The organism is Streptomyces sp. NPDC015139 (assembly GCF_043079785.1).
Taxonomy (GTDB): domain Bacteria; phylum Actinomycetota; class Actinomycetes; order Streptomycetales; family Streptomycetaceae; genus Streptomyces; species Streptomyces albidocamelliae.
This window is the reverse complement of record NZ_JBIBUW010000015.1, coordinates 99,189-118,633: the sequence shown is the minus strand read 5'-3', so window position 1 is coordinate 118,633 and position 19,445 is coordinate 99,189. Positions and strand designations below refer to the sequence as shown.

Genomic DNA, 19,445 nt, shown 5'->3' with positions numbered 1-19,445 from the left:
GGCACTTGCCGCCTACACTCCCGCGCATGATCATTCGCTGGACGTACGCCTTCGCCGACCGGCCCGCCGACCGCCTGGCCGAGGCGCGCGCCTTCTGGACGGCGGTCACCGGCACACGGCCGTCCGAACCCCGCGGTGAGAGGGGTGAGTTCGCCACCCTGCTGCCGGACGGGGCCGACGCGTGCGTGAAGCTCCAGGGTGTCGCCGAAGGGGACGGTGGCGCCCATCCCGACCTCTGCACCGACGACGTGCGGGAGCTGATCGCGACCGCCCGCGCGCTCGGCGCCGGGACGGTGGCCGACCACGGCGACTGGGCCGTACTGCGTTCCCCCGGCGGGCAGTTGTTCTGTGCGGTGCCCTGGCACGGGGAGACCGTACGGCCGCCGGTGGTGGCCGGCAGCCGCCTGGACCAGGTGTGCCTCGACATCCCGCCGTCCGCGTACGACACCGAGACCGCCTTCTGGGCAGGGCTCACCGGATGGGAGCACCGGGCGGGCTCCCGGCCGGAGTTCCAGGTGCTGGAGCCGCCGGCGGGGCTCCCCGTCCGGCTGCTGCTCCAGCGGCTGGACGAGGAGCGTCCGGCCTCCGCCCATCTCGACCTGGCCTGCGCGGACATCGCCGCGGTCCGCGCACGGCACGAGGAACTGGGTGCCGTCGCCGTCCGCCGGGGCGCCCACTGGACGGTGCTGCGCGATCCGGCCGGCGGCACGTACTGCCTGACCGGCCGGAACCCGGAGACGGGCGGCCTGCCGGCCGCCGCTCAGGGATCCGGCTTCGAGTAGGCGCAGGCCAGCAGGGGTGCGGGAGCCCCTTCGGGGGCTTGCGGGGTGGGACCCGTCGCGCAGGCGTCCGGCCGCCGGTCCGCACCGCGCGGACGCGCCGGAGGCGACGAGCCGTCCTGCCAGACGTACGGCCCCTTCGGCCCGGCCTCCTCCCGGAGCACCAGCGTGAGTCCTCCCCCGACGGCGACGGCCACCACCCAGCCCGTCACCGCCCACCGCCACCACCGGCGGCGCACTCCCCCCGGACGGGTCACCGCCAGGGTTCCACGTCCACGACTGCCTCGGCCGGCACCGGCCCGTAGACGTGCGGGAACTCCTCCCCGCCCGGCTCCATGGACTCGTACTTCACCGGCACACCGACCCGTGCCGGGTCGACGACCAGCACGACCAGCTCGTCCGGGCCGTCGTAGTCGCCGTAGAGGAAGCCGGCGACGCGCGGGAGCTGTTCGCGGGTGGAGAAGTGGATGAAGCCCTCCTCCTGGAGGGTGCGGCCACGCGTCGACACCTCGTAGGCGCCGCGCTCGCGCGCCGCGTCCCACAGGGAGCGCTCGGTGATGTGGAAGATGCGGGGCAGTTTCGGCATGCGCCCACGCTACGGCGCCCGCGGCGCGCACCGCCCGCGCGGACGGCGCTTTCCCGACACGGCCGGGATCACTTCCCGATCCGGCCGGGATCACTTCCCTGCGGGCCCCTCCGGCTGCGGCCGTGCCGCCGGTGCGGCCGTCTCCGCGGCCCCGGCGCCCGCCGCGCAGTCGGGGTTGCGGCACGGACCGGGTCCCCACACCGGCACCCAGGCGCCCAGCGTCTTGTGCCGCCGTACGACCGTCGCGACCGGCTGCCCGCAGACCGGGCAGACCGCTTCCTCCCTGGCCATGACTTCAGGGTAGGGCGGTGGCGGACTCAGCGCTTCCTGTCGTACGTCCGCACCATCACGCCGTTCGCGAAGGTACGCACCTCACCGAGGGTGAATTCCCCGATGCCGGCGCCGGTGGCGAACATCGGCATGCCTGTGCCGTAGACGATCGGATAGGACTTGATGACGAGTTCGTCGATCTCGTCGAGCAGTTCCCCGGCGACGACCGAACCACCGCACAGGAAGATGTCCAGCCCGCCCTCCTCGGCCTTGAGCGCGCGGACCCGGCCCACCAGGTCGTCGGCGACGATCTCGACGTTCGGGTCGGGCGAGACGCCCAGGGTGCGGGAGGCGACGTACTCGCGCAGATGGCCGTAGGGGCTGGTGAGGCCCTCCTTCAGTGCCAGCTCGTAGCTGGCCCGGCCCTGGATCAGGGTGTCGAACCGCTTGTTCGGCACGTCGGCGACGCCGAACTGCCTGCGCCCGGGGGTGGGCAGGGTCTCGGGGAACTCCGCCGTGAGGAACGCCATGTACTCCGCGTCCAGGAAGCGGAACATCTCCGAGGCGTCGCCGTGCTCGTCACCGATGAAGCCGTCGAGCGAGCAGGCGATGACATACGTGAGCTTGCGCAAACCGATCCCGTTTCGTCAGGTTCGGAGCGACCGGTTGACCACTCCGTCTGTAGTGCTTCATTTGTAGTACTCCAAGTGGAGTCCACGCAAGGGGGTTTCGGGACGCACGACGGCGGGCCCCGCACACCGTGGGGATGTGCGGGGCCCGCCGGGCCGGAGTCCGGGTGGCGCGTGCGGGGTCAGGTCCGCGATGCGCCGGGGGACTCCGGGGCTTGCTCGGCCGTCGGCGATCCGGCAGCGCTCAACTGCTGCGTCTGGTCACGAACTCGGCGAGCGCCAGCAGGCCGCCCGCCGCCTCGGGGTCGGGGACCGCGCGGGCGAGTTCCTGCACGGCCCGGGCCATCCGGTCGGCAGCCTCGGCCTGCGCCCAGTCCCGGCCGCCGGCCCGCTCCACGGCCTGCGCCGTGCGCGCGATCTCCGTCGCCGCTTCCGCGTCCTGCCCGTGGTACGGCTTCGCGTACAGGTCGGCGAGTTCGGTGGCCGCCGGCGTGCCCGAGGTGAGGGCGGCCACCACCGGCAGGGACTTCTTGCGGGCCACGAGATCCGCGCCCGCCGGCTTCCCGGTGTTCCGCGGGTCCCCCCATATGCCGATGACGTCGTCGATCAGCTGGAAGGCGAGTCCGGCCTGCCGGCCGAAGCCGTCCAGCGCCGCCACCTCCTCGTCGCCCGCGCCGGCGTACAGCGCGCCGACGGCACAGGCGCAGCCGATCAGCGCGCCGGTCTTCGCCTCGGCCATGACGAGCACTTCGTCGAGGGTGACGTCGTCCGGCGCGCGGCTCTCCAGGTCGGTGTCGGTGTGCTGGCCGGCGCACAGCTCCACGACACAGGCCGCGAGCCGGGACGCGGCCGGGATCGCGGCCGGGTGCGGGTCCTCGGCGAGCATCCGGAGCGCGAGCGCCTGCAGCGCGTCACCGGCGAGGATCGCGTCGGGGTCGCCGAACACGGTCCAGGCCGTGGGCCGGTGCCGCCGGGCGGTGTCGCGGTCCATCACGTCGTCGTGCAACAGCGTGAAGTTGTGGACCAGTTCGACCGCCGCGGCCGCCCGGACGGCCGCCGCCCGGGCGGCCGCGCCCCCCAGTGCGGTGGCCGCGGCGAGGACGAGCGCGGGCCGGATGGCCTTGCCGGCATTGCCTGCCGCCGGAGTGCCGTCCGCGTGCTGCCAGCCGAAGTGGTAGAGCGCGACGCGGCGCATGGAGTCGGGCAGCGACGCGAAAGCCGCGCGCAACTCCGGGTCGACCAGGGCACGGGTGCGCTCCAGCAGCGCCGCCGCCTCTGGGCCGTCGAGCGGACCGGCGGCGTCGCCAGGCCTCCCCCCGCGCTCCTTCGACGTGCCGGGACGCGGCACGACGGCGGAACGCTCTTCGGTCTCCGTCATGAACTCGGCCATGCCTCCCCCTCGCCAGGTCCGCGGACACCGGCGTCGCCGGCCCCGCCGGACGCATACTCCGAGGGTGTACCCCGCCGGGGAGGCGGGGACACGGCCACGACGTGCGAAAACGTCACCTCCACCGGCCGATCTCGACGTTCTCCAGCACACCGAGCGCATCGGGCACCAGCACGGCGGCCGAGTAGTAGGCCGTCACCAGGTACTTGATGATGGCCTGCTCGTTGATGCCCATGAACCGGACGGACAGGCTCGGCTCGATCTCGTCCGGGATGCCGGACTGCCGCAGGCCGACGACGCCCTGCTCCGCCTCGCCGGTACGCATGGCGATGATGGAGGTCGTCCGGGCCTCGCTGATCGGGATCTTGTTGCACGGGTAGATCGGCACACCGCGCCAGGTCGGGATGCGGTTGCCGGCCATGTCGACGGTCTCCGGGACCAGGCCCCGCTTGTTCAGCTCGCGTCCGATCGCGGCGATCGCCCGCGGGTGGGCCAGGAGCAGCTTGGTGCCCCGGCGCCGGCTGAGCAGCTCGTCCAGGTCGTCCGGGCTGGGTACGCCGTCGTGCGGCTGGATCCGCTGGTCGTACTCGCAGTTGTTGAGGAGGCCGAACTCCCGGTTGTTGACGAGTTCGTGCTCCTGGCGCTCCTTGAGCGCCTCGACCGTGAGCCGCAACTGCTGCTCGGTCTGGTTCATCGGCTGGTTGTACAGGTCCGCCACGCGCGAGTGGATGCGCAGCACGGTCTGGGCGATGCTCAGCTCGTACTCGCGGGGCCGTGACTCGTAGTCGACGAAGGTGTGCGGGATGTCGGGCTCGCCGGCGTGGCCGGCCGCCAGCTCGACCTCCTTCTCGCCGTACTTGTTGGTGCGCTGCGAGGGGATCGCACGGACCTCCTCCAGGTGCGCGCGCAGCGAGTCGGAGCGCTCGGCCACCTGCTCGAAGTCCTGGCGGCTGAGGATCAGCACGGTGGTCGCGGTGTCCGCGCGGGCGGTGAACTCCCAGATGGCGTCCGGGTCGACCAGCGCCTGCTCGCCGAAGTAGGCGCCGTCGGCCAGGACTTCGAGGACGGCGTCGTCGCCGTACGGGCCGGTGCCGACCTTCTCCACCCTGCCGTGGGCGAGCAGGTACACCTCGTCGGTCTGGTTGCCGAAGTCGGCGATCACCTCGCCGGGGGCGAAGTCGCGCTGGCGGCAGCGCCGGGCGAGCTCCGTCAGCACCTCCTCGTCCTCGTACGACCGCAGGGCCGGCAGCTCGCCGAGCTCGGCCGGGATGACCTCGACCTGGTCCCCGGTCTTCACGAAGGTGATGCGGCCGTCCCCGACGGCGTAGGTCAGGCGCCTGTTCACCCGGTACGTGCCGCCCTGGACGTCCACCCAGGGGAGCGTGCGCAGCAGCCAGCGGGAACTGATCTCCTGCATCTGCGGGACGGACTTGGTGGTGGTGGCCAGGTTCCGCGCGGCCGCCGTCCCGAGGGACTGCTGCGGCTTGCCCTGATCCGTGCGGACCTCTTCGCCTACCGACATAAGGAAATGCCCTCTCATGTTTGCCCGGTACCGACTCGCACACCGGTCTCGCACCCAGGGTTCCATCACGGAACGTGCTCACACCATTACCCGAAAGAGCGGGAATGGATCATCGCACTACTGGGCAGAAAGAGGGATCTTGCCCACTGGCACCCGTGATGCCCGGCCTGTCCGGATCGGCTCGCACGGTGTGCGAACGATGTCGTCCGTGACGTCCGATTTCGGTAGAAGCATGCAGACGAGAGAGCCGCCGTCGGGCGGCCACCGGGCACGGCACGAAGGAGGGGGCCATGGCCCCACCCATGTCCGCGAGCGGATTTCTGGACGCGCTCAGGGCGGAGGGCGTCACGGTCGTCGAGGTCGGCGACTGGAAACACCACAACCGCAACCACAAGGGCCCCTGGGGTCCCGTCCACGGCGTGATGATCCACCACACGGTGACCCGGGGAAGCGCGCACACGGTGGAGGTGTGCCGCAAGGGTCACCCGGCACTGCCGGGCCCGCTGTGCCACGGCGTGATCACCAAGGACGGCACGGTCCACCTGGTCGGCTACGGCCGCGCCAACCACGCCGGCCTCGGCGACGACGAGGTGCTGCGCGCGGTCATCGCCGAGAAGGGGCTGCCGCCGGACAACGAGGCGAACACGGACGGCAACCGGCACTTCTACGGATTCGAGTGCGAGAACCTGGGCGACGGCGAGGACCCCTGGCCCGAGGCCCAGCTGGACGCGATCGAACGGGTCTCGGCCGCACTGTGCCGCCGCCACGGCTGGACGGAGCGGTCCGTGATCGGCCACCGGGAATGGCAGCCGGGCAAGGTCGACCCGCGGGGCTTCGCGATGACCTGGCTCCGGGAACGGATCAGAGAGCGCCTGAAGGACTGACGCCCACCACCCGGGGGCGGCGCCGCAGCACCCGGCGGTGCCGTTCCGTGGGGTCGGGGGACAATGGGGGCGTGACCGGCCTCGACGTGCTCGCCCCCCGGCTTCCCTCGCCGCTTCACGAGGTGCGGGACGAGCGGTTCGGGCGGCGTGGGCTGCGGCTGCTGCTCAAGCGCGACGACCTGATCCACCCGGAGCTCATCGGCAACAAGTGGCGCAAGCTCGTGCCGAACGTCGAGGCGGCCGGCGGGCGGGCCCTGGTCACCTTCGGCGGGGCCTGGTCCAACCATCTGCGGGCCACCGCCGCCGCGGGCCGCCTCCTCGGCTTCCCCACCGTCGGCGTGGTCCGCGGCCACGAGCTGGCCGACCGGCCGCTCAACCCGTCCCTGACCCGATGCGCGGCCGACGGCATGCGGCTGCATTTCGTCGACAGATCGACATACCGGCACAAGTCCGAGCCGGACACCCTGGCCGCGATCCTCGCGGCGGCCGGTGCGCGCGACGCGTACGTCGTCCCCGAGGGCGGCAGCAACGCCGAGGCCGTGCACGGCTGCCGGGCCCTCGGGGTGGAACTGCGCGGCTCGGCCGAGGTCGTGGCCGTGGCCTGCGGCACCGGCGGCACGCTCGCCGGTCTCGCCGCGGGACTCGCCCCCGGACAGCGCGCCCTCGGGATCCCGGTCCTGCGCGGCGGCTTCCTGGAGGCCGACGTCCAGGCCCTGCAGGAACGTGCCTTCGGCGCCCGTACCGGCTCCTGGTCGGTGGACGACCGCTTCCACTGCGGCGGTTACGCCCGCACGACCCCGGAACTCGAGGCGTTCGCACAGGACTTCGAAGACCGCCACGGACTGCCCGTGGAACGTCTCTATGTCGCCAAAATGCTGTACGGCCTCACGACTCTGGCCGCGGAGGGCGCGTTCGCACGCGGTACGGCCCTCGCCGCGGTCGTCACGGGCCGCCCCTCCGCCTGAGCGCGCCGCACGACAGGCCCTAGCCCGCCTCCCGGTACGCGGCCGCCTCCTCCAGGTCGAGCCTGCGCAGGAGCGCGCGCAGCATCTCGTCGTCGATGTAGCGGAGGTCGCGGAGCCGGACGAACACCTCGCGTTCCGCGCTGATCATCTCGCGGGACAGCCGGCGGTAGGTGTCGTCCACGGACTCGCCGGTGACCGGGTTGGTCTGGCCGAGGCGCTCCCAGACGGAGTTGCGGCGGCGCTCCAGGACCTGGCGCAGCCGGTCGGCGAGCGGTGGGGGCAGCGCGTTGCGCTCGTCGGAGAGGAGTTCGTCGAGGCGGGTCTCGGCGGCCCGCGACGCCTGTGCCTGGGCGTTTGCCTCGGCGAGTGTCTCGGCCTGCCGGTCCCGGCCGGGGAACTTCACCAGCCGGATCAGCGGGGGCAGGCTCAGGCCCTGCACGACCAGGGTGCCGATGACGGTCGTGAAGGTCAGGAAGAGGATCAGGTTGTGCTGCGGGAAGGGGTGGCCGCCGTCCACGGTGAGCGGGATGGAGAAGGCGATGGCCAGGGAGACCACGCCCCGCATGCCGGCCCACGAGGTGACCATCGCGCCACGCCAGGTGGGGTTCTCCTCGCGTTCGCGGATCCGCGCGGACAGCATCCGGGGCACGAAGGCCGCCGGGTACACCCACACGAACCGGGCCGCGACGACGACCGCGAAGAGCACGACGGCGTACCAGGCGGCGGCCGTGCCCTCGTACTCGCCGAGTCCCTTGAGGACGACCGGCAGCTGCAGGCCGATCAGGGCGAAGACCGCCGACTCCAGGATGAACGCGACCATCTTCCACACCGCCTCCTCCTGGAGCCGGGTGGCGAAGTCGACCTCCCACGCGCGGTGGCCCAGGTAGAGGGCGACGACCACGACCGCGAGGACTCCGGAGGCGTGCACCTGCTCGGCGACCCCGTAGGCGACGAAGGGGATCAGCAGGGAGAGGGTGTTCTGCAGGAGGGGTTCGGACAGATGGGTGCGCAGCCAGTGCAGGGGCGCCATGAGGACGAGTCCGACGCCGACGCCGCCGACCGCGGCGAGCAGGAACTCGCCGACCCCGCCCGCCCAGGTCGCGCCCTCGCCGACGGCCGCGGCCAGGGCCACCTTGTAGGCGGTGATCGCGGTGGCGTCGTTCAGCAGCGACTCGCCCTGCAGGATGGTGGTGATGCGGGAGGGCAGCCCGACCCGGCGCGCGATCGCGGTGGCGGCCACCGCGTCCGGGGGCGCCACGACCGCGCCCAGCACCAGAGCGGCGGTCAGCGGCATGTCGGGGATGATCAGATAGGCGGCCCAGCCGACGGCGAAGGTCGCGAAGAGGACGTAGCCCACCGACAGCAGCGCCACCGGTCTCAGCTGGGCGCGCAGGTCGAGGTAGGAGCTGTCGCTGGCCGAGGTGTAGAGCAGCGGCGGCAGCAGCAGCGGGAGGACCACCTCGGGGTCGAGGGTGTAGTCCGGGACCCCAGGGACGTAGGAGACCGCCAGCCCGGCCGCGACCAGGAGCAGGGGCGGCGGCACGGGCCCCCTGCGCGCCGCCGCGGCGACTGCGGCGCTGCCCGCGACCAGCAACAGCAGCGGCATCACATCCATGGTTCTCGCCCACCCTCGTTTTCCGCGCGGTCCCCCGCACACCCGTCGTAATCTGGCAATCATGAAACAGTGCACGCACGCCCCCGCGCTGCCGCACCCGGAACCGGAGCCGCAGGACAAGACCTGCCTCGAGTGTCTGCGCGACGGCACGCATCCGGTACAGCTGCGGCTCTGCCTGACCTGCGGCCACGTCGCCTGCTGCGACTCCTCGCCGGGACGGCACGCGACGGAGCACCACGAGAGGTCCGGTCACCCGGTGATGCGGACCTTCGAGCCGGGCGAGGACTGGCGGTGGTGCTTCGTCGACCACGTCCTCGTCTGAGCAGCCGTCCGGGCGTGTTCCCGGTCGGCCGCGATTTCGTGTGACACTGCTTGCGGGACGCGGCCGCACGACGGTTCGAGCATCTGACGTCTGGGTACGTCAACCCGGCGCGCCCTCTTCCCATTTGGGCACGCCCACCCTCTAGACACGGAGCGTATTCACGGCTTTACTGTGAGTGACGCCAGGGGGTTGGGGTCCCGGGGACAGGAACGTTCGGAGCGCGATAGCGTCACCGCGGAACCACGTTCGCGTTACCCCCGAGGGGCGACCCTCGGCCCCGTAGAGCTTGTACCACCATGGAGGTGAGGGTGTCCCAGATCGCAGGCGAGCCCGTGACGAACCAGGACTTCGTGGAAGTCCGGCTTCCGGCTGCGGGTGCCTACCTGTCGGTGCTGCGGACGGCCACGGCCGGTCTGGCGGCCCGCTTGGACTTCACCCTGGACGAGATCGAGGACCTGCGCATCGCCGTCGACGAGGCCTGCGCGATCCTGCTCCAGCAGGCCGTCCCCGGCTCCGTGCTCAGCTGTGTCTTCCGGCTCGTCGACGACTCGCTGGAAGTCACGGTCTCGGCGCCGACCACGGACGGCCACGCCCCCTCGCGGGACACCTTCGCCTGGACCGTGCTGTCGGCCCTCGCGGGCAAGGTCTCCTCCGCCGTCGACGAGGACAAGACCGTGTCGATCAGCCTCTACAAACAGCGCGGCGCGGGCCCCGGCCCGGCGTGAGGAACGGGGACGGTCCGGTGCGGGACGAAGAGCGCGGCACACGGGAGCTGCCGGCCGGGGACGGGGGTGCCCCCTGGCCGACCGGCGCCGAGACGTCCGGAGAAGGCCCGCGGGCCGGTTCCCGGCGCATGGCGGACGGCATCGACGGCATCCCCGACCAGGCCAGGCCCCACCCGGAGGACACCTCCGCGGGGGGCGGCGGTGACGGTGCCGTGCAGGGCACACCTTCACGGGGACGCGGCGGGTCCGCCTCCGCCGGCCGTGCGAAGGCGGGGCCTCGGGGAAGGGCAACGGGCGGGCAGATGAGCGAGCACGAGCGGAACGCCGAGGACGACGCGCCGGGCGCGGAGGCCGTGCAGGCCCCCCACCACGACCCGCAGGACCGCAGCGGGGCGCGTGCGATGTTCGTCGAGCTGCGCAAGCTGAACGCGGGCAGCGCGGAGTACGCGGAGCTGCGCAACAAGCTCGTCCGGATGCACCTGCCGCTCGTCGAGCACCTGGCGCGCCGCTTCCGCAACCGCGGCGAGCCGCTGGACGACCTGACCCAGGTCGCCACGATCGGCCTGATCAAGTCGGTCGACCGCTTCGACCCCGAGCGCGGCGTGGAGTTCTCCACGTACGCCACCCCGACCGTCGTCGGCGAGATCAAGCGGCACTTCCGCGACAAGGGCTGGGCGGTCCGCGTGCCGCGCCGCCTTCAGGAACTGCGGCTCGCGCTGACCACGGCCACCGCCGAGCTGTCCCAGCTGCACGGCCGCTCCCCGACGGTCCACGAGCTGGCCGAGAAACTCGCCATCTCCGAGGAGGAGGTCCTGGAGGGACTGGAGTCCGCGAACGCGTACTCCACCCTGTCCCTGGACGTCCCCGACACCGACGACGAGTCCCCGGCGGTCGCGGACACCCTCGGCGCCGAGGACGAGGCGCTCGAAGGCGTGGAGTACCGCGAGTCGCTCAAGCCGCTGCTGGAGGACCTGCCGCCGCGGGAGAAGCGCATCCTGCTGCTGCGCTTCTTCGGCAACATGACGCAGTCGCAGATCGCACAGGAGGTCGGCATCTCGCAGATGCACGTCTCCCGGCTGCTCGCCCGCACGCTGGCCCAGCTGCGGGAGAAGCTGCTCGTGGAGGAGTAGGGCGCGGGAGTGGGGCGCCCGCCTACTCGGACCGGCCCGGTCCCTTGATGCCGAGGGCCCGGGTCGTCTCGCCGTTGACGAGAAGCACCAGCGCCGCCACGGCGACCACCGCAAGGGCGATACCGGCCGGGATGGCCATGCTGTTCGACTGGAGCAGGCTGTAGGCCACCGGCAGGGCCATGATCTGCGTGATCACGGCAGGGCCCCGGCTCCAGCCACGGCGCAGCAGCAGTCCGCGCGCGGCGAGCAGCGGGAGCAGCCCGAGCACGGCCAGCGTGATGCCCAGGGTCACGGCCTGCTGCCGGTCGTCCGGGTCACCGGTGATCCCGAGGACGAGCACCCACAGACCGCCGGCCACCAGGGCGGCACCCTCCAGTCCGGCAAGCGCCGCCGCGTACGTCAGCCGGCGCGGACGCGGTCCTTCGGCCACGGCTGCTTCGGCGGTGTCGGGTGCGGGCTTCTGGTCACTGCTCACCCCAGAAGGGTAGCCGTCGGGCCGCCACGGACGGGGTGGGGTCGCCCACTGGTCACCGACAGGTCAACGGCCCGATCGGCTGCCGGGCCACCCTCCGGCTCACCTGCCGGCACCGGCTGGCGGCTTGCGGTCGATACGCCCCGAGTGTCCAGCCTCACGCCCTCTCCTCTTACCGGATCCCTACCTCGGTCTGGGCCGGGTACCACCCAGTAGGTACGCTGCCATGCATGCGTGCACTTCTCGTGGTCAATCCGGCGGCAACCACCACAAGCGCACGCAGGCGTGATGTCCTGATCCACGCGCTGGCCAGTGAGATGAAGCTGGAGGCGGTCACCACCGAGTACCGCGGCCACGCCCGGGACCTCGGACGGCAGGCGGCGGAGAGCGACGACATCGACATGGTCGTGGCCCTCGGCGGCGACGGCACGGTGAACGAAGTGGTCAACGGCCTGCTGCACGCCGGCCCCGACCCCGACCGGCTGCCCGGCCTCGCGGTCGTCCCCGGCGGTTCCACCAACGTCTTCGCCCGGGCCCTGGGCCTGCCCAACGATCCCGTCGAGGCCACCGGCGCCCTGCTGGACGCCCTGCGCGAGAACCGGGAACGGATCGTCGGCCTGGGTCTGACCTCCGGCACGCCGGGTACCGAGGACGAGGCGGTCCCGGACCGCTGGTTCACCTTCAACGCGGGGCTCGGCTTCGACGCGGGCGTGGTGGGCCGGGTCGAGCAGCAGCGCGAGCGCGGCAAGAAGTCGACGCACGCGCTGTACGTACGTCAGGTGGTGCGGCAGTTCCTCGGCGAGCCGCACCGCCGGCACGGCACGATCACGCTCGACCGGCCCGGTGCGGACCCGATCGAGGATCTGGTCGTCGCCATAGTCTCGAACACGTCCCCGTGGACGTTCCTCGGCAATCGAGCCATGTACACGTCACCGAAGGCCTCGTTCGACACCGGCATCGACGTACTCGGCCTCAGCCGTCTGTCGACGGCCGCCGTCGCCCGGTATGGCACCCAGTTGCTCACTTCGTCCCCCGAGCGGGGACCTCATGGCAAGCATGCGGTCTCACTGCACGATCTGGACCGCTTCACCTTGCATTCGAAGGCTCCCCTGCCCCTCCAGATGGACGGTGACCACCTGGGGCTGCGAACGAGCGTGACGTTCACAGGCGTACGCCGCGCACTGCGTGTGATTGTGTGAGCGGAACGGGCGAAAGTCCTTTCACTCGAACGTTTAGGCCAGGGTCCACCCCATGGAAGTACGGCTGTGACCCAGTCGACACCGAGGAATCAAAAAAAACTTTCCGGAAGGGGTTGTATCCGCCGCTGAGGTTTGCGAGTCTCTACGTGGCGATCGGGACGGCCCGCAGGACCGGCCTCCACTGATCACCAGAACCCCTCTTCAAACCAAGGACCACGCCGGGTGAAGACTCGGCGGTCGGCCCTTCACTTGTTGAGGGATTCGTGAAAGCGTTCACATTCACAAGCAACTTGCACGTAATACCAAGGAGAGGTAGCAGCCATGGACTGGCGTCACAACGCCGTTTGCCGCGAGGAAGACCCCGAGCTCTTCTTCCCCATCGGCAACACCGGTCCTGCGCTGCTGCAGATCGAGGAAGCCAAGGCCGTCTGCCGTCGCTGCCCGGTTATCGAGCAGTGCCTGCAGTGGGCGCTCGAGTCCGGTCAGGACTCCGGCGTCTGGGGTGGTCTCAGCGAGGACGAGCGTCGCGCCATGAAGCGCCGTGCCGCCCGCAACCGGGCCCGTCAGGCCTCCGCCTGACACACCCACCCCTGCTGACAGCCTGAGCTTGGCGGCGCGTGCAGCACGCACGCATCTCCCGCCCCCGAGCCGCAGCGCGCAGTATCCCCCGATGCGCTTAGCGATTTAGCGGAGCAGCAACGAGCACAAGCCTCGGACCCATGGCGGTCCGGGGCTTTTTGCTGTCCCGGTCCCGCCCGACCCAACTGCCCTTCCCCGCGGGCTCGTCGCTCAGTACCCGGCGGGCCGGCCGCTCACTTCTGCGCCAGGACCGGGATGTCGAGGATCACCCGCGTCCCCCGCTCCGGGGCCGGCACCATGTCGAACGAGCCGCCCAACTCGCCCTCCACCAGGGTCCGTACGATCTGCAGGCCCAGGTTTCCCGAGCGGTGCGGGTCGAAGCCCTCGGGCAGGCCGACGCCGTCGTCCTGGACGGTGACGAGGAGGCGGGCCTCCTTGGTGGTGCCACCGCGGACGGCGGAAACCTCGACCGTGCCGGTGTCGCCCTGACGGAAGCCGTGTTCGAGGGCGTTCTGCAGCACCTCGGTGAGGACCATCGACAACGGGGTGGCGACCTCGGCGTCGAGTATCCCGAACCGGCCGGTGCGCCGGCCGGTCACCTTGCCCGGCGAGATCTCGGCGACCATCGCCAGCACCCGGTCGGCGATGTCGTCGAACTCGACCCGCTCGTCCAGGTTCTGAGACAGCGTCTCATGCACGATGGCGATGGAGCCGACCCGTCGTACGGCCTCCTCCAGGGCCTCCCGGCCGCGCTCGGAATCGATGCGCCGGGCCTGGAGCCGGAGCAGGGCGGCGACCGTCTGGAGGTTGTTCTTCACCCGGTGGTGGATCTCCCGGATGGTCGCGTCCTTGGTGATCAACTCACGCTCGCGGCGCCGGAGTTCGGTGACGTCCCGGCACAGCACCAGCGAACCGATGCGCGTGCCCTTGGGCTTGAGCGGGATGGCCCGGAACTGGATCACCCCGTCGTGGGCCTCGATCTCGAACTCGCGCGGGGCCCAGCCGCTGGCCACCTTGGCGAGCGCCTCGTCCACCGGCCCCCGGGACGGCGCCAGTTCCGCGGTGGTCCGCCCCAGGTGGTGGCCGACCAGGTCGGCGGCGAGGCCCAGCCGGTGGTAGGCGGACAGGGCGTTCGGGGAGGCGTACTGGACGATGCCGTCCGCGTCCAGCCGGATGAGGCCGTCGCCGACGCGGGGCGAGGCGTCCATGTCGACCTGCTGGTCGGGGAAGGGGAACGAGCCGGCCGCGATCATCTGCGCGAGGTCCGAGGCGCTCTGGAGATAGGTGAGCTCCAGCCGGCTCGGGGTACGGACGGTGAGCAGGTTGGTGTTGCGGGCGATCACCCCGAGGACGCGGCCCTCACGCCGTACGGGGATGGACTCCACCCGTACCGGGACCTCCTCGCGCCACTCCGGGTCGCCCTCGCGCACGATCCGGCCCTCGTCCAGGGCCGCGTCCAGCATGGGCCGGCGCCCGCGCGGGACGAGATGGCCGACCATGTCGTCCTGGTAGGAGGTCGGACCGGTGTTGGGGCGCATCTGCGCGACCGAGACGTACCGGGTGCCGTCGCGGGTGGGAACCCACAGGACCAGGTCGGCGAAGGAGAGGTCGGAGAGCAGCTGCCACTCCGAGACCAGCAGGTGGAGCCACTCGAGGTCGGAGTCGTCGAGGGCCGTGTGCTGGCGTACGAGTTCGTTCATGGAGGGCACGGTGCGAGCGTACCCGCGGCTTCGCGGTGGCCGGAAAACACCCGCGGGCCGCGGCGCCTGGAAGGGACCCTCAACCCTCCCGGCACCGCAGCCCGGAGCATCATCGGCCGTGGGGTGTGCGGTCCCGGTCGGCCGAAGGTCGAGGAGCCGGGGCAGTCAGGGCAGAGAGCGCCGGTTCCTCGATCCGCCTTCCTGTGCGGGGAAGACGGAGGCTTGTTCACTTGGATTGTGGACTAGACCACGAAGGCGTGTCCATGGTGCGGCGGCATGCGCGTTCGCGCGATGGCACGCGATGCCACGAAGCCTAGCCCGCCCCGGCCGGTCATGGGGCCGGATGACCGCGGCAATTTCCGCGGGCGCCCGCGGTTTCCCTTGGGGCACCTGGGAGGAGACGCCTTTCGGGGGCGCCCTCGAACGCCGATTCTGTTAGATTGGTCTAAACCACATAGAGACGCACGAGCCCACTTCAGAACGGCAGGCCCAGCGTGGAAGTTGTCATCGTTCCGGATGCCGCGGCGGGCGGCGAGCTGATCGCCGAGGCCATGGCGCAGCTGCTGCGACGCAAGCCCGACGCCGTGCTCGGCGTGGCCACCGGCTCCACCCCACTGCCCGTCTACCAGGCCCTGACCGCGAAGGTGCGCTCCGGCGCCGTGGACACCTCGCGGGCGCGGATCGCCCAGCTCGACGAGTACGTGGGGCTGCCCGCCGACCACCCGGAGTCGTACCGCTCGGTACTGCGCCGTGAGGTGCTGGAGCCGCTCGGGATCGGCATGGACGCGTTCATGGGCCCGGACGGCACGGCCGCGGACGTTCAGGCGGCGTGCGAGGCGTACGACCGGGCACTCGTCGCGGCCGGCGGCGTCGACCTCCAGCTGCTCGGCATCGGGACCGACGGGCACATCGGGTTCAACGAGCCGTGCTCCTCGCTCGCCTCGCGCACCCGCATCAAGACGCTGACCGAGCAGACCCGCGTCGACAACGCGCGCTTCTTCGACGGTGCCATCGAGCAGGTCCCGCACCACGTCATCACCCAGGGCATCGGCACGATCCTGGAGGCACGGCACCTGGTGCTGCTGGCGACCGGCGAGGGCAAGGCGGACGCCGTCGCGGCGACCGTCGAGGGTCCGGTCGCGGCGGTCTGCCCGGCCTCCGCGCTCCAGCTCCACCCACACGCCACGGTGGTCGTCGACGAGGCGGCCGCGACCAAGCTCAAGCTGGCCGACTACTTCCGCCACACCTACGCGCACAAGCCCGAGTGGCAGGGGATCTGACCGCGGCGGCGGCGGCGCGGCCGGGGTGCCGCCGCACGCACTGCCCCTGATGGACTAGACCAACAGCAGGGGCCCCGGTATACAGAGGAGATCACGGAGCGTGCGGGGTGGACTCCTGGCGCACGAAGCCGTGCCACGATGTGAGCCGTGGCCGATGCGAGGTCGGTCGCTTTCGGCATCCGGAGCCGGGAAGGCAGAGCATGAGCACCGACGTCAGCAGTGCGGAGAACGAGGCCGGCACGACCGTCCGTACCGCGCGCGTGCCCAAGTACTACCGCTTGAAGAAGCACCTGCTCGACATGACGGAGACGCAGGCGCCGGGCACGCCGGTACCGCCCGAGCGCACGCTGGCCGCCGAGTTCGACACCTCCCGCACCACCGTCCGCCAGGCCCTGCAGGAGCTCGTCGTCGAGGGCCGGCTGGAGCGCATCCAGGGCAAGGGCACCTTCGTCGCCAAGCCCAAGGTCTCCCAGGCGCTGCAGCTCACCTCGTACACCGAGGACATGCGCGCCCAGGGCCTGGAGCCGACCTCGCAACTGCTGGACATCGGCTACATCACGGCCGACGACCGGCTCGCCGACCTGCTGGACATCACCGCCGGCGGGCGGGTGCTGCGCATCGAGCGGCTGCGCATGGCCAACGCCGAGCCGATGGCGATCGAGACCACGCATCTGAGCGCCAAGCGCTTCCCGGCCCTGCGCCGCTCGCTCGTGAAGTACACGTCGCTGTACACCGCGCTCGCCGAGGTCTACGACGTCCACCTCGCCGAGGCCGAGGAGACCATCGAGACCTCCCTGGCCACGCCCCGTGAGGCGGGCCTGCTCGGCACGGACGTGGGCCTGCCGATGCTGATGCTCTCCCGGCACTCGCTGGACCGCGAGGGCAAGCCGGTGGAGTGGGTGCGGTCCGTGTACCGGGGCGACCGGTACAAGTTCGTCGCGCGGCTGAAGCGGCCCGTGGACTGACCCCGGCGGCGTCTCTTCACACCGCCACCCCGAAATCGGCATACCGATATCCGGACGAGGTCTTCCCGTGCACTGATCCCGTCACCTAGATTGCCTGCGCATTACACGCGTGATCAGCAAGGGGACGGGAGCCGTGGCATGTCCGAAACACCTCAAGTGAGACCTCCGGTGGTGACACCGGTCCGGGTCGTCATCGGCCTGTGTCTGGTGGCGCCCTTCGTCGCGATGCTGTGGCTCGGTTCGTACGCCAAGACGGACCCCACGTTCATCGGGATCCCGTTCTTCTACTGGTACCAGATGCTCTGGGTGCTGATCTCCACCGCGCTCACGATGACCGCGTACAAGCTGTGGCAGCACGACCAGCGTTCCCGCAACGGTGCGAAGGGGGGTGCCGCGCAGTGAAGGACGGGGTCAACGGCGTCGCGCTCGGCGTCTTCATCTTCTTCTTCCTGGCCGTCACGGTCATGGGCTTCCTGGCCGCGCGCTGGCGCCGGGCCGAGAACGAGCACTCCCTGGACGAATGGGGCCTGGGCGGCCGGTCGTTCGGCACCTGGGTCACCTGGTTCCTGCTGGGCGGTGACCTGTACACGGCCTACACCTTCGTCGCCGTCCCGGCGGCGATCTACGCGGCGGGCGCGTCCGGCTTCTTCGCGGTGCCGTACACGATCCTGGTGTACCCGCTGATCTTCACCTTCCTGCCCCGCCTGTGGTCCGTGTCGCACAAGCACGGCTATGTGACCACCTCCGACTTCGTGCGCGGCCGGTTCGGCTCGAAGGGCCTGTCGCTGGCGGTGGCGCTCACCGGCATCCTGGCGACGATGCCGTACATCGCGCTGCAGCTCGTGGGCATCCAGGCGGTGCTCGACGTGATGGGCGTCGGCGGCGGCGAGAACACCAACTGGTTCGTGAAGGACCTCCCGCTGCTCATCGCCTTCGGTGTGCTCGCGGCCTACACGTACTCCTCCGGCCTGCGCGCGCCCGCCCTGATCGCGTTCGTCAAGGACGCGCTGATCTACATCGTCATCGCGGTGGCGATCATCTACATCCCGATCAAGCTGGGCGGCTTCGACGACGTCTTCGCCAAGGCGGGCGACGCGTTCAGCCAGGTCAACCCGGCCACCGGCAAGCCGCGCGGCGCGCTCGTCCCGCCCGAGGCGGGCCAGTGGACGTACGCCACGCTGGCGCTCGGCTCGGCGCTCGCGCTGTTCATGTACCCGCACTCGATCACCGCGACCCTGTCGTCCAGGAGCCGTGAAGTGATCCGCCGGAACACCACGATCCTGCCGCTGTACTCGCTCATGCTGGGCCTGCTGGCGCTGCTGGGCTTCATGGCGATCGCGGCCGGGGTGAAGGTGACCAACGGGCAGCTGGCGATCCCGCAGTTGTTCGAGGACATGTTCCCGGACTGGTTCGCGGGCGTGGCCTTCGCGGCGATCGGCATCGGCGCGCTCGTGCCGGCGGCGATCATGTCCATCGCGGCGGCCAACCTCTTCACCCGCAACATCTACAAGGACTTCATCAAGCCGGACGCCACGCCCAAGCAGGAGGCCCAGGTCTCCAAGATCGTGTCGCTGCTGGTGAAGGTGGGCGCGCTGGTCTTCGTCCTCACCATGGACAAGACGGTCGCCATCAACTTCCAGCTGCTGGGCGGCATCTGGATCCTGCAGACCTTCCCGGCCCTGGTGGGCGGCCTGTTCACCCGCTGGTTCCACCGCTGGGCGCTGCTGGCCGGCTGGGCGGTCGGCATGGTGTACGGCACGGTCGCCGCGTACGGGGTGGCCTCGCCGACGCAGAAGCACTTCGGCGGCTCGGCGAAGGAGATCCCGGGTATCGGCGAGATCGGGTACATCGGTCTCACCGCGTTCGTCCTGAACGTCGTCGTCACCGTGGTCCTGACCTTCGTCCTGAAGGCCGTGAAGGCCCCCGAGGGCCTCGACCAGACCCGGCCGGAGGACTACACCGCGGACGCCGGCGACCCGGGCGTCCAGGTGGAGCTGCCGCCGGCGACGGCGGGCACCGGTCACTGAGCGACAGCCGCGCGACGGGCCGCCGGAGGGGATCCGGCGGCCCGTCGTCGTTCCCGGCACACCGCCGCCGCCCGGGCAGGCGGCCGGCGACCTCACTCTCCTCACCTACCAGTTGACGCTCTGAAACCGACGGCGACACAACATCTGGGGGTGGCGTGGCGGGCGAGCACAAGATGTATGCTCGTCCTCGCTGTCGCCGCAGGGGAATCCGGTGCGAATCCGGAACTGTCCCGCAACGGTGTACTTGCGTGTCTCCGCACGCCTGTTCAGTCCGAGGACCTGCCGCCAGCGCGCCCGGCCGTCCGGTCCGGGTGCTCACAGACGTCCGGGCCTCGCGGAGTGGGCCGGTGGACGCGACGCCGTGCGCGCTCGTGGCTGCCCCCTGCCCTCCGCCAGGCCCTGTGCCGAG

The 19,445-nt window shown here is 71.1% G+C and carries 21 protein-coding genes and 1 riboswitch; of the genes, 12 read left to right on the top strand and 9 right to left on the bottom strand.

Annotated features, from left to right (window positions below):
- Nucleotides 1-26 precede the first annotated feature (26 nt).
- Entirely contained in the window at nt 27-782 is a 756-nt protein-coding gene (locus ACF08B_RS32485) for a VOC family protein (protein WP_392320652.1), read from the top strand.
- Here ACF08B_RS32485 and ACF08B_RS32480 read toward each other — a convergent pair.
- The 6 genes from ACF08B_RS32480 to ACF08B_RS32455 form a co-directional block, all read right to left on the bottom strand.
- The gene (locus tag ACF08B_RS32480; protein WP_392320651.1) at nt 761-1,036 is read right to left on the bottom strand and encodes a hypothetical protein; all 276 of its coding nucleotides are present in this window, start codon (nt 1,034-1,036) and stop codon (nt 761-763) included. The two genes, ACF08B_RS32485 and ACF08B_RS32480, sit on opposite strands and share 22 nt — an antisense overlap.
- Nucleotides 1,033-1,365, bottom strand: a complete 333-nt coding sequence (locus ACF08B_RS32475) for a DUF952 domain-containing protein (RefSeq protein ID WP_093474814.1) — start codon at nt 1,363-1,365, stop codon at nt 1,033-1,035. The genes ACF08B_RS32480 and ACF08B_RS32475 overlap by 4 nt, the downstream gene beginning before the upstream one ends.
- 90 nt (nt 1,366-1,455) lie before the next feature.
- Nucleotides 1,456-1,656, bottom strand: a complete 201-nt coding sequence (locus ACF08B_RS32470) for a hypothetical protein (RefSeq protein WP_392320650.1) — start codon at nt 1,654-1,656, stop codon at nt 1,456-1,458.
- Nucleotides 1,657-1,682: 26 nt separating this feature from the next.
- Complete coding sequence (locus ACF08B_RS32465; RefSeq protein WP_392320649.1) at nt 1,683-2,267, bottom strand: dihydrofolate reductase family protein; 585 nt, start codon at nt 2,265-2,267, stop codon at nt 1,683-1,685.
- 241 nt (nt 2,268-2,508) lie between these two features.
- On the bottom strand, nt 2,509-3,642 hold the full coding sequence (locus tag ACF08B_RS32460; protein ID WP_392320648.1) for a family 2 encapsulin nanocompartment cargo protein polyprenyl transferase: 1,134 nt from the start codon (nt 3,640-3,642) through the stop codon (nt 2,509-2,511).
- Nucleotides 3,643-3,766: 124 nt separating this feature from the next.
- Nucleotides 3,767-5,173 (bottom strand): family 2B encapsulin nanocompartment shell protein, encoded by a 1,407-nt coding sequence (locus ACF08B_RS32455; RefSeq protein WP_392320647.1) that lies wholly within the window; start codon nt 5,171-5,173, stop codon nt 3,767-3,769.
- A 290-nt stretch (nt 5,174-5,463) separates the two neighbouring features.
- On the opposite strand from ACF08B_RS32455, the gene ACF08B_RS32450 reads away from it, so the two are divergent.
- Nucleotides 5,464-6,057: an N-acetylmuramoyl-L-alanine amidase gene (locus ACF08B_RS32450; protein ID WP_093474821.1), complete on the top strand. Its 594-nt coding sequence runs from the start codon at nt 5,464-5,466 to the stop codon at nt 6,055-6,057.
- 71 nt (nt 6,058-6,128) lie between these two features.
- Complete coding sequence (locus tag ACF08B_RS32445; protein WP_392320646.1) at nt 6,129-7,022, top strand: 1-aminocyclopropane-1-carboxylate deaminase/D-cysteine desulfhydrase; 894 nt, start codon at nt 6,129-6,131, stop codon at nt 7,020-7,022.
- A gap of 19 nt (nt 7,023-7,041) precedes the next feature.
- On the opposite strand, the gene ACF08B_RS32440 is transcribed toward ACF08B_RS32445, so the two are convergent.
- A complete protein-coding gene (locus tag ACF08B_RS32440; RefSeq protein WP_392320645.1) occupies nt 7,042-8,637 on the bottom strand; it encodes a Na+/H+ antiporter in 1,596 nt (531 codons plus the stop codon).
- Between the two features lie 61 nt (nt 8,638-8,698).
- On the opposite strand from ACF08B_RS32440, the gene ACF08B_RS32435 reads away from it, so the two are divergent.
- The 3 genes from ACF08B_RS32435 (at nt 8,699) to ACF08B_RS32425 (ending at nt 10,814) form a co-directional block, all read left to right on the top strand.
- Nucleotides 8,699-8,959 carry a UBP-type zinc finger domain-containing protein gene (locus tag ACF08B_RS32435; RefSeq protein WP_392320644.1) on the top strand — a complete coding sequence of 87 codons (261 nt, stop codon included), beginning with the start codon at nt 8,699-8,701 and terminating at the stop codon, nt 8,957-8,959.
- A gap of 308 nt (nt 8,960-9,267) precedes the next feature.
- Nucleotides 9,268-9,684: an anti-sigma regulatory factor gene (locus ACF08B_RS32430; protein ID WP_073889396.1), complete on the top strand. Its 417-nt coding sequence runs from the start codon at nt 9,268-9,270 to the stop codon at nt 9,682-9,684.
- Between the two features lie 17 nt (nt 9,685-9,701).
- Nucleotides 9,702-10,814 (top strand): RNA polymerase sigma factor SigF, encoded by a 1,113-nt coding sequence (locus ACF08B_RS32425; protein WP_392320643.1) that lies wholly within the window; start codon nt 9,702-9,704, stop codon nt 10,812-10,814.
- A 22-nt stretch (nt 10,815-10,836) separates the two neighbouring features.
- On the opposite strand, the gene ACF08B_RS32420 is transcribed toward ACF08B_RS32425, so the two are convergent.
- The gene (locus ACF08B_RS32420; RefSeq protein WP_392320642.1) at nt 10,837-11,289 is read right to left on the bottom strand and encodes a hypothetical protein; all 453 of its coding nucleotides are present in this window, start codon (nt 11,287-11,289) and stop codon (nt 10,837-10,839) included.
- A 227-nt stretch (nt 11,290-11,516) separates the two neighbouring features.
- Here ACF08B_RS32420 and ACF08B_RS32415 point away from each other — a divergent pair, with 227 nt between their 5' ends.
- Complete coding sequence (locus tag ACF08B_RS32415) at nt 11,517-12,485, top strand: diacylglycerol/lipid kinase family protein (RefSeq protein WP_392320641.1); 969 nt, start codon at nt 11,517-11,519, stop codon at nt 12,483-12,485.
- Between the two features lie 321 nt (nt 12,486-12,806).
- A complete protein-coding gene (locus tag ACF08B_RS32410; protein ID WP_003992873.1) occupies nt 12,807-13,064 on the top strand; it encodes a WhiB family transcriptional regulator in 258 nt (85 codons plus the stop codon).
- Nucleotides 13,065-13,297: 233 nt separating this feature from the next.
- Here the strand turns inward: ACF08B_RS32410 and ACF08B_RS32405 are convergent, their stop codons facing one another.
- The gene (locus tag ACF08B_RS32405; protein WP_093474832.1) at nt 13,298-14,773 is read right to left on the bottom strand and encodes a sensor histidine kinase; all 1,476 of its coding nucleotides are present in this window, start codon (nt 14,771-14,773) and stop codon (nt 13,298-13,300) included.
- Between the two features lie 485 nt (nt 14,774-15,258).
- Here ACF08B_RS32405 and nagB point away from each other — a divergent pair, with 485 nt between their 5' ends.
- From nagB to mctP, 4 genes are all read left to right on the top strand, one after another.
- Complete coding sequence (nagB, locus tag ACF08B_RS32400; protein WP_392320640.1) at nt 15,259-16,044, top strand: glucosamine-6-phosphate deaminase; 786 nt, start codon at nt 15,259-15,261, stop codon at nt 16,042-16,044.
- Between the two features lie 200 nt (nt 16,045-16,244).
- Nucleotides 16,245-17,009, top strand: a complete 765-nt coding sequence (locus ACF08B_RS32395; RefSeq protein ID WP_073889388.1) for a GntR family transcriptional regulator — start codon at nt 16,245-16,247, stop codon at nt 17,007-17,009.
- 138 nt (nt 17,010-17,147) lie between these two features.
- Nucleotides 17,148-17,411: a DUF3311 domain-containing protein gene (locus ACF08B_RS32390; RefSeq protein ID WP_176985578.1), complete on the top strand. Its 264-nt coding sequence runs from the start codon at nt 17,148-17,150 to the stop codon at nt 17,409-17,411.
- Nucleotides 17,408-19,036, top strand: a complete 1,629-nt coding sequence (gene mctP, locus ACF08B_RS32385; protein WP_093697494.1) for a monocarboxylate uptake permease MctP — start codon at nt 17,408-17,410, stop codon at nt 19,034-19,036. Before ACF08B_RS32390 ends, mctP begins: the two co-directional genes overlap by 4 nt.
- Before the next feature lie 202 nt (nt 19,037-19,238).
- A riboswitch (cobalamin riboswitch) is annotated at nt 19,239-19,316 on the top strand.
- Nucleotides 19,317-19,445 lie beyond the last annotated feature (129 nt).

Excerpts from the sequence above, each read along its gene's own strand:
- ACF08B_RS32485 (WP_392320652.1), top strand. The coding sequence starts at position 27 with ATGATCATTCGCTGGACGTACGCCTTCGCCGACCGGCCCGCCGACCGC.
- ACF08B_RS32475 (WP_093474814.1), bottom strand. The coding sequence starts at position 1,365 with ATGCCGAAACTGCCCCGCATCTTCCACATCACCGAGCGCTCCCTGTGG.
- ACF08B_RS32470 (WP_392320650.1), bottom strand. The coding sequence starts at position 1,656 with ATGGCCAGGGAGGAAGCGGTCTGCCCGGTCTGCGGGCAGCCGGTCGCG.
- ACF08B_RS32460 (WP_392320648.1), bottom strand. The coding sequence starts at position 3,642 with ATGACGGAGACCGAAGAGCGTTCCGCCGTCGTGCCGCGTCCCGGCACG.
- ACF08B_RS32455 (WP_392320647.1), bottom strand. The coding sequence starts at position 5,173 with ATGTCGGTAGGCGAAGAGGTCCGCACGGATCAGGGCAAGCCGCAGCAG.
- ACF08B_RS32450 (WP_093474821.1), top strand. The coding sequence starts at position 5,464 with ATGGCCCCACCCATGTCCGCGAGCGGATTTCTGGACGCGCTCAGGGCG.
- ACF08B_RS32440 (WP_392320645.1), bottom strand. The coding sequence starts at position 8,637 with ATGGATGTGATGCCGCTGCTGTTGCTGGTCGCGGGCAGCGCCGCAGTC.
- ACF08B_RS32435 (WP_392320644.1), top strand. The coding sequence starts at position 8,699 with ATGAAACAGTGCACGCACGCCCCCGCGCTGCCGCACCCGGAACCGGAG.
- ACF08B_RS32415 (WP_392320641.1), top strand. The coding sequence starts at position 11,517 with ATGCGTGCACTTCTCGTGGTCAATCCGGCGGCAACCACCACAAGCGCA.
- ACF08B_RS32410 (WP_003992873.1), top strand. The coding sequence starts at position 12,807 with ATGGACTGGCGTCACAACGCCGTTTGCCGCGAGGAAGACCCCGAGCTC.
- ACF08B_RS32395 (WP_073889388.1), top strand. The coding sequence starts at position 16,245 with ATGAGCACCGACGTCAGCAGTGCGGAGAACGAGGCCGGCACGACCGTC.
- ACF08B_RS32390 (WP_176985578.1), top strand. The coding sequence starts at position 17,148 with ATGTCCGAAACACCTCAAGTGAGACCTCCGGTGGTGACACCGGTCCGG.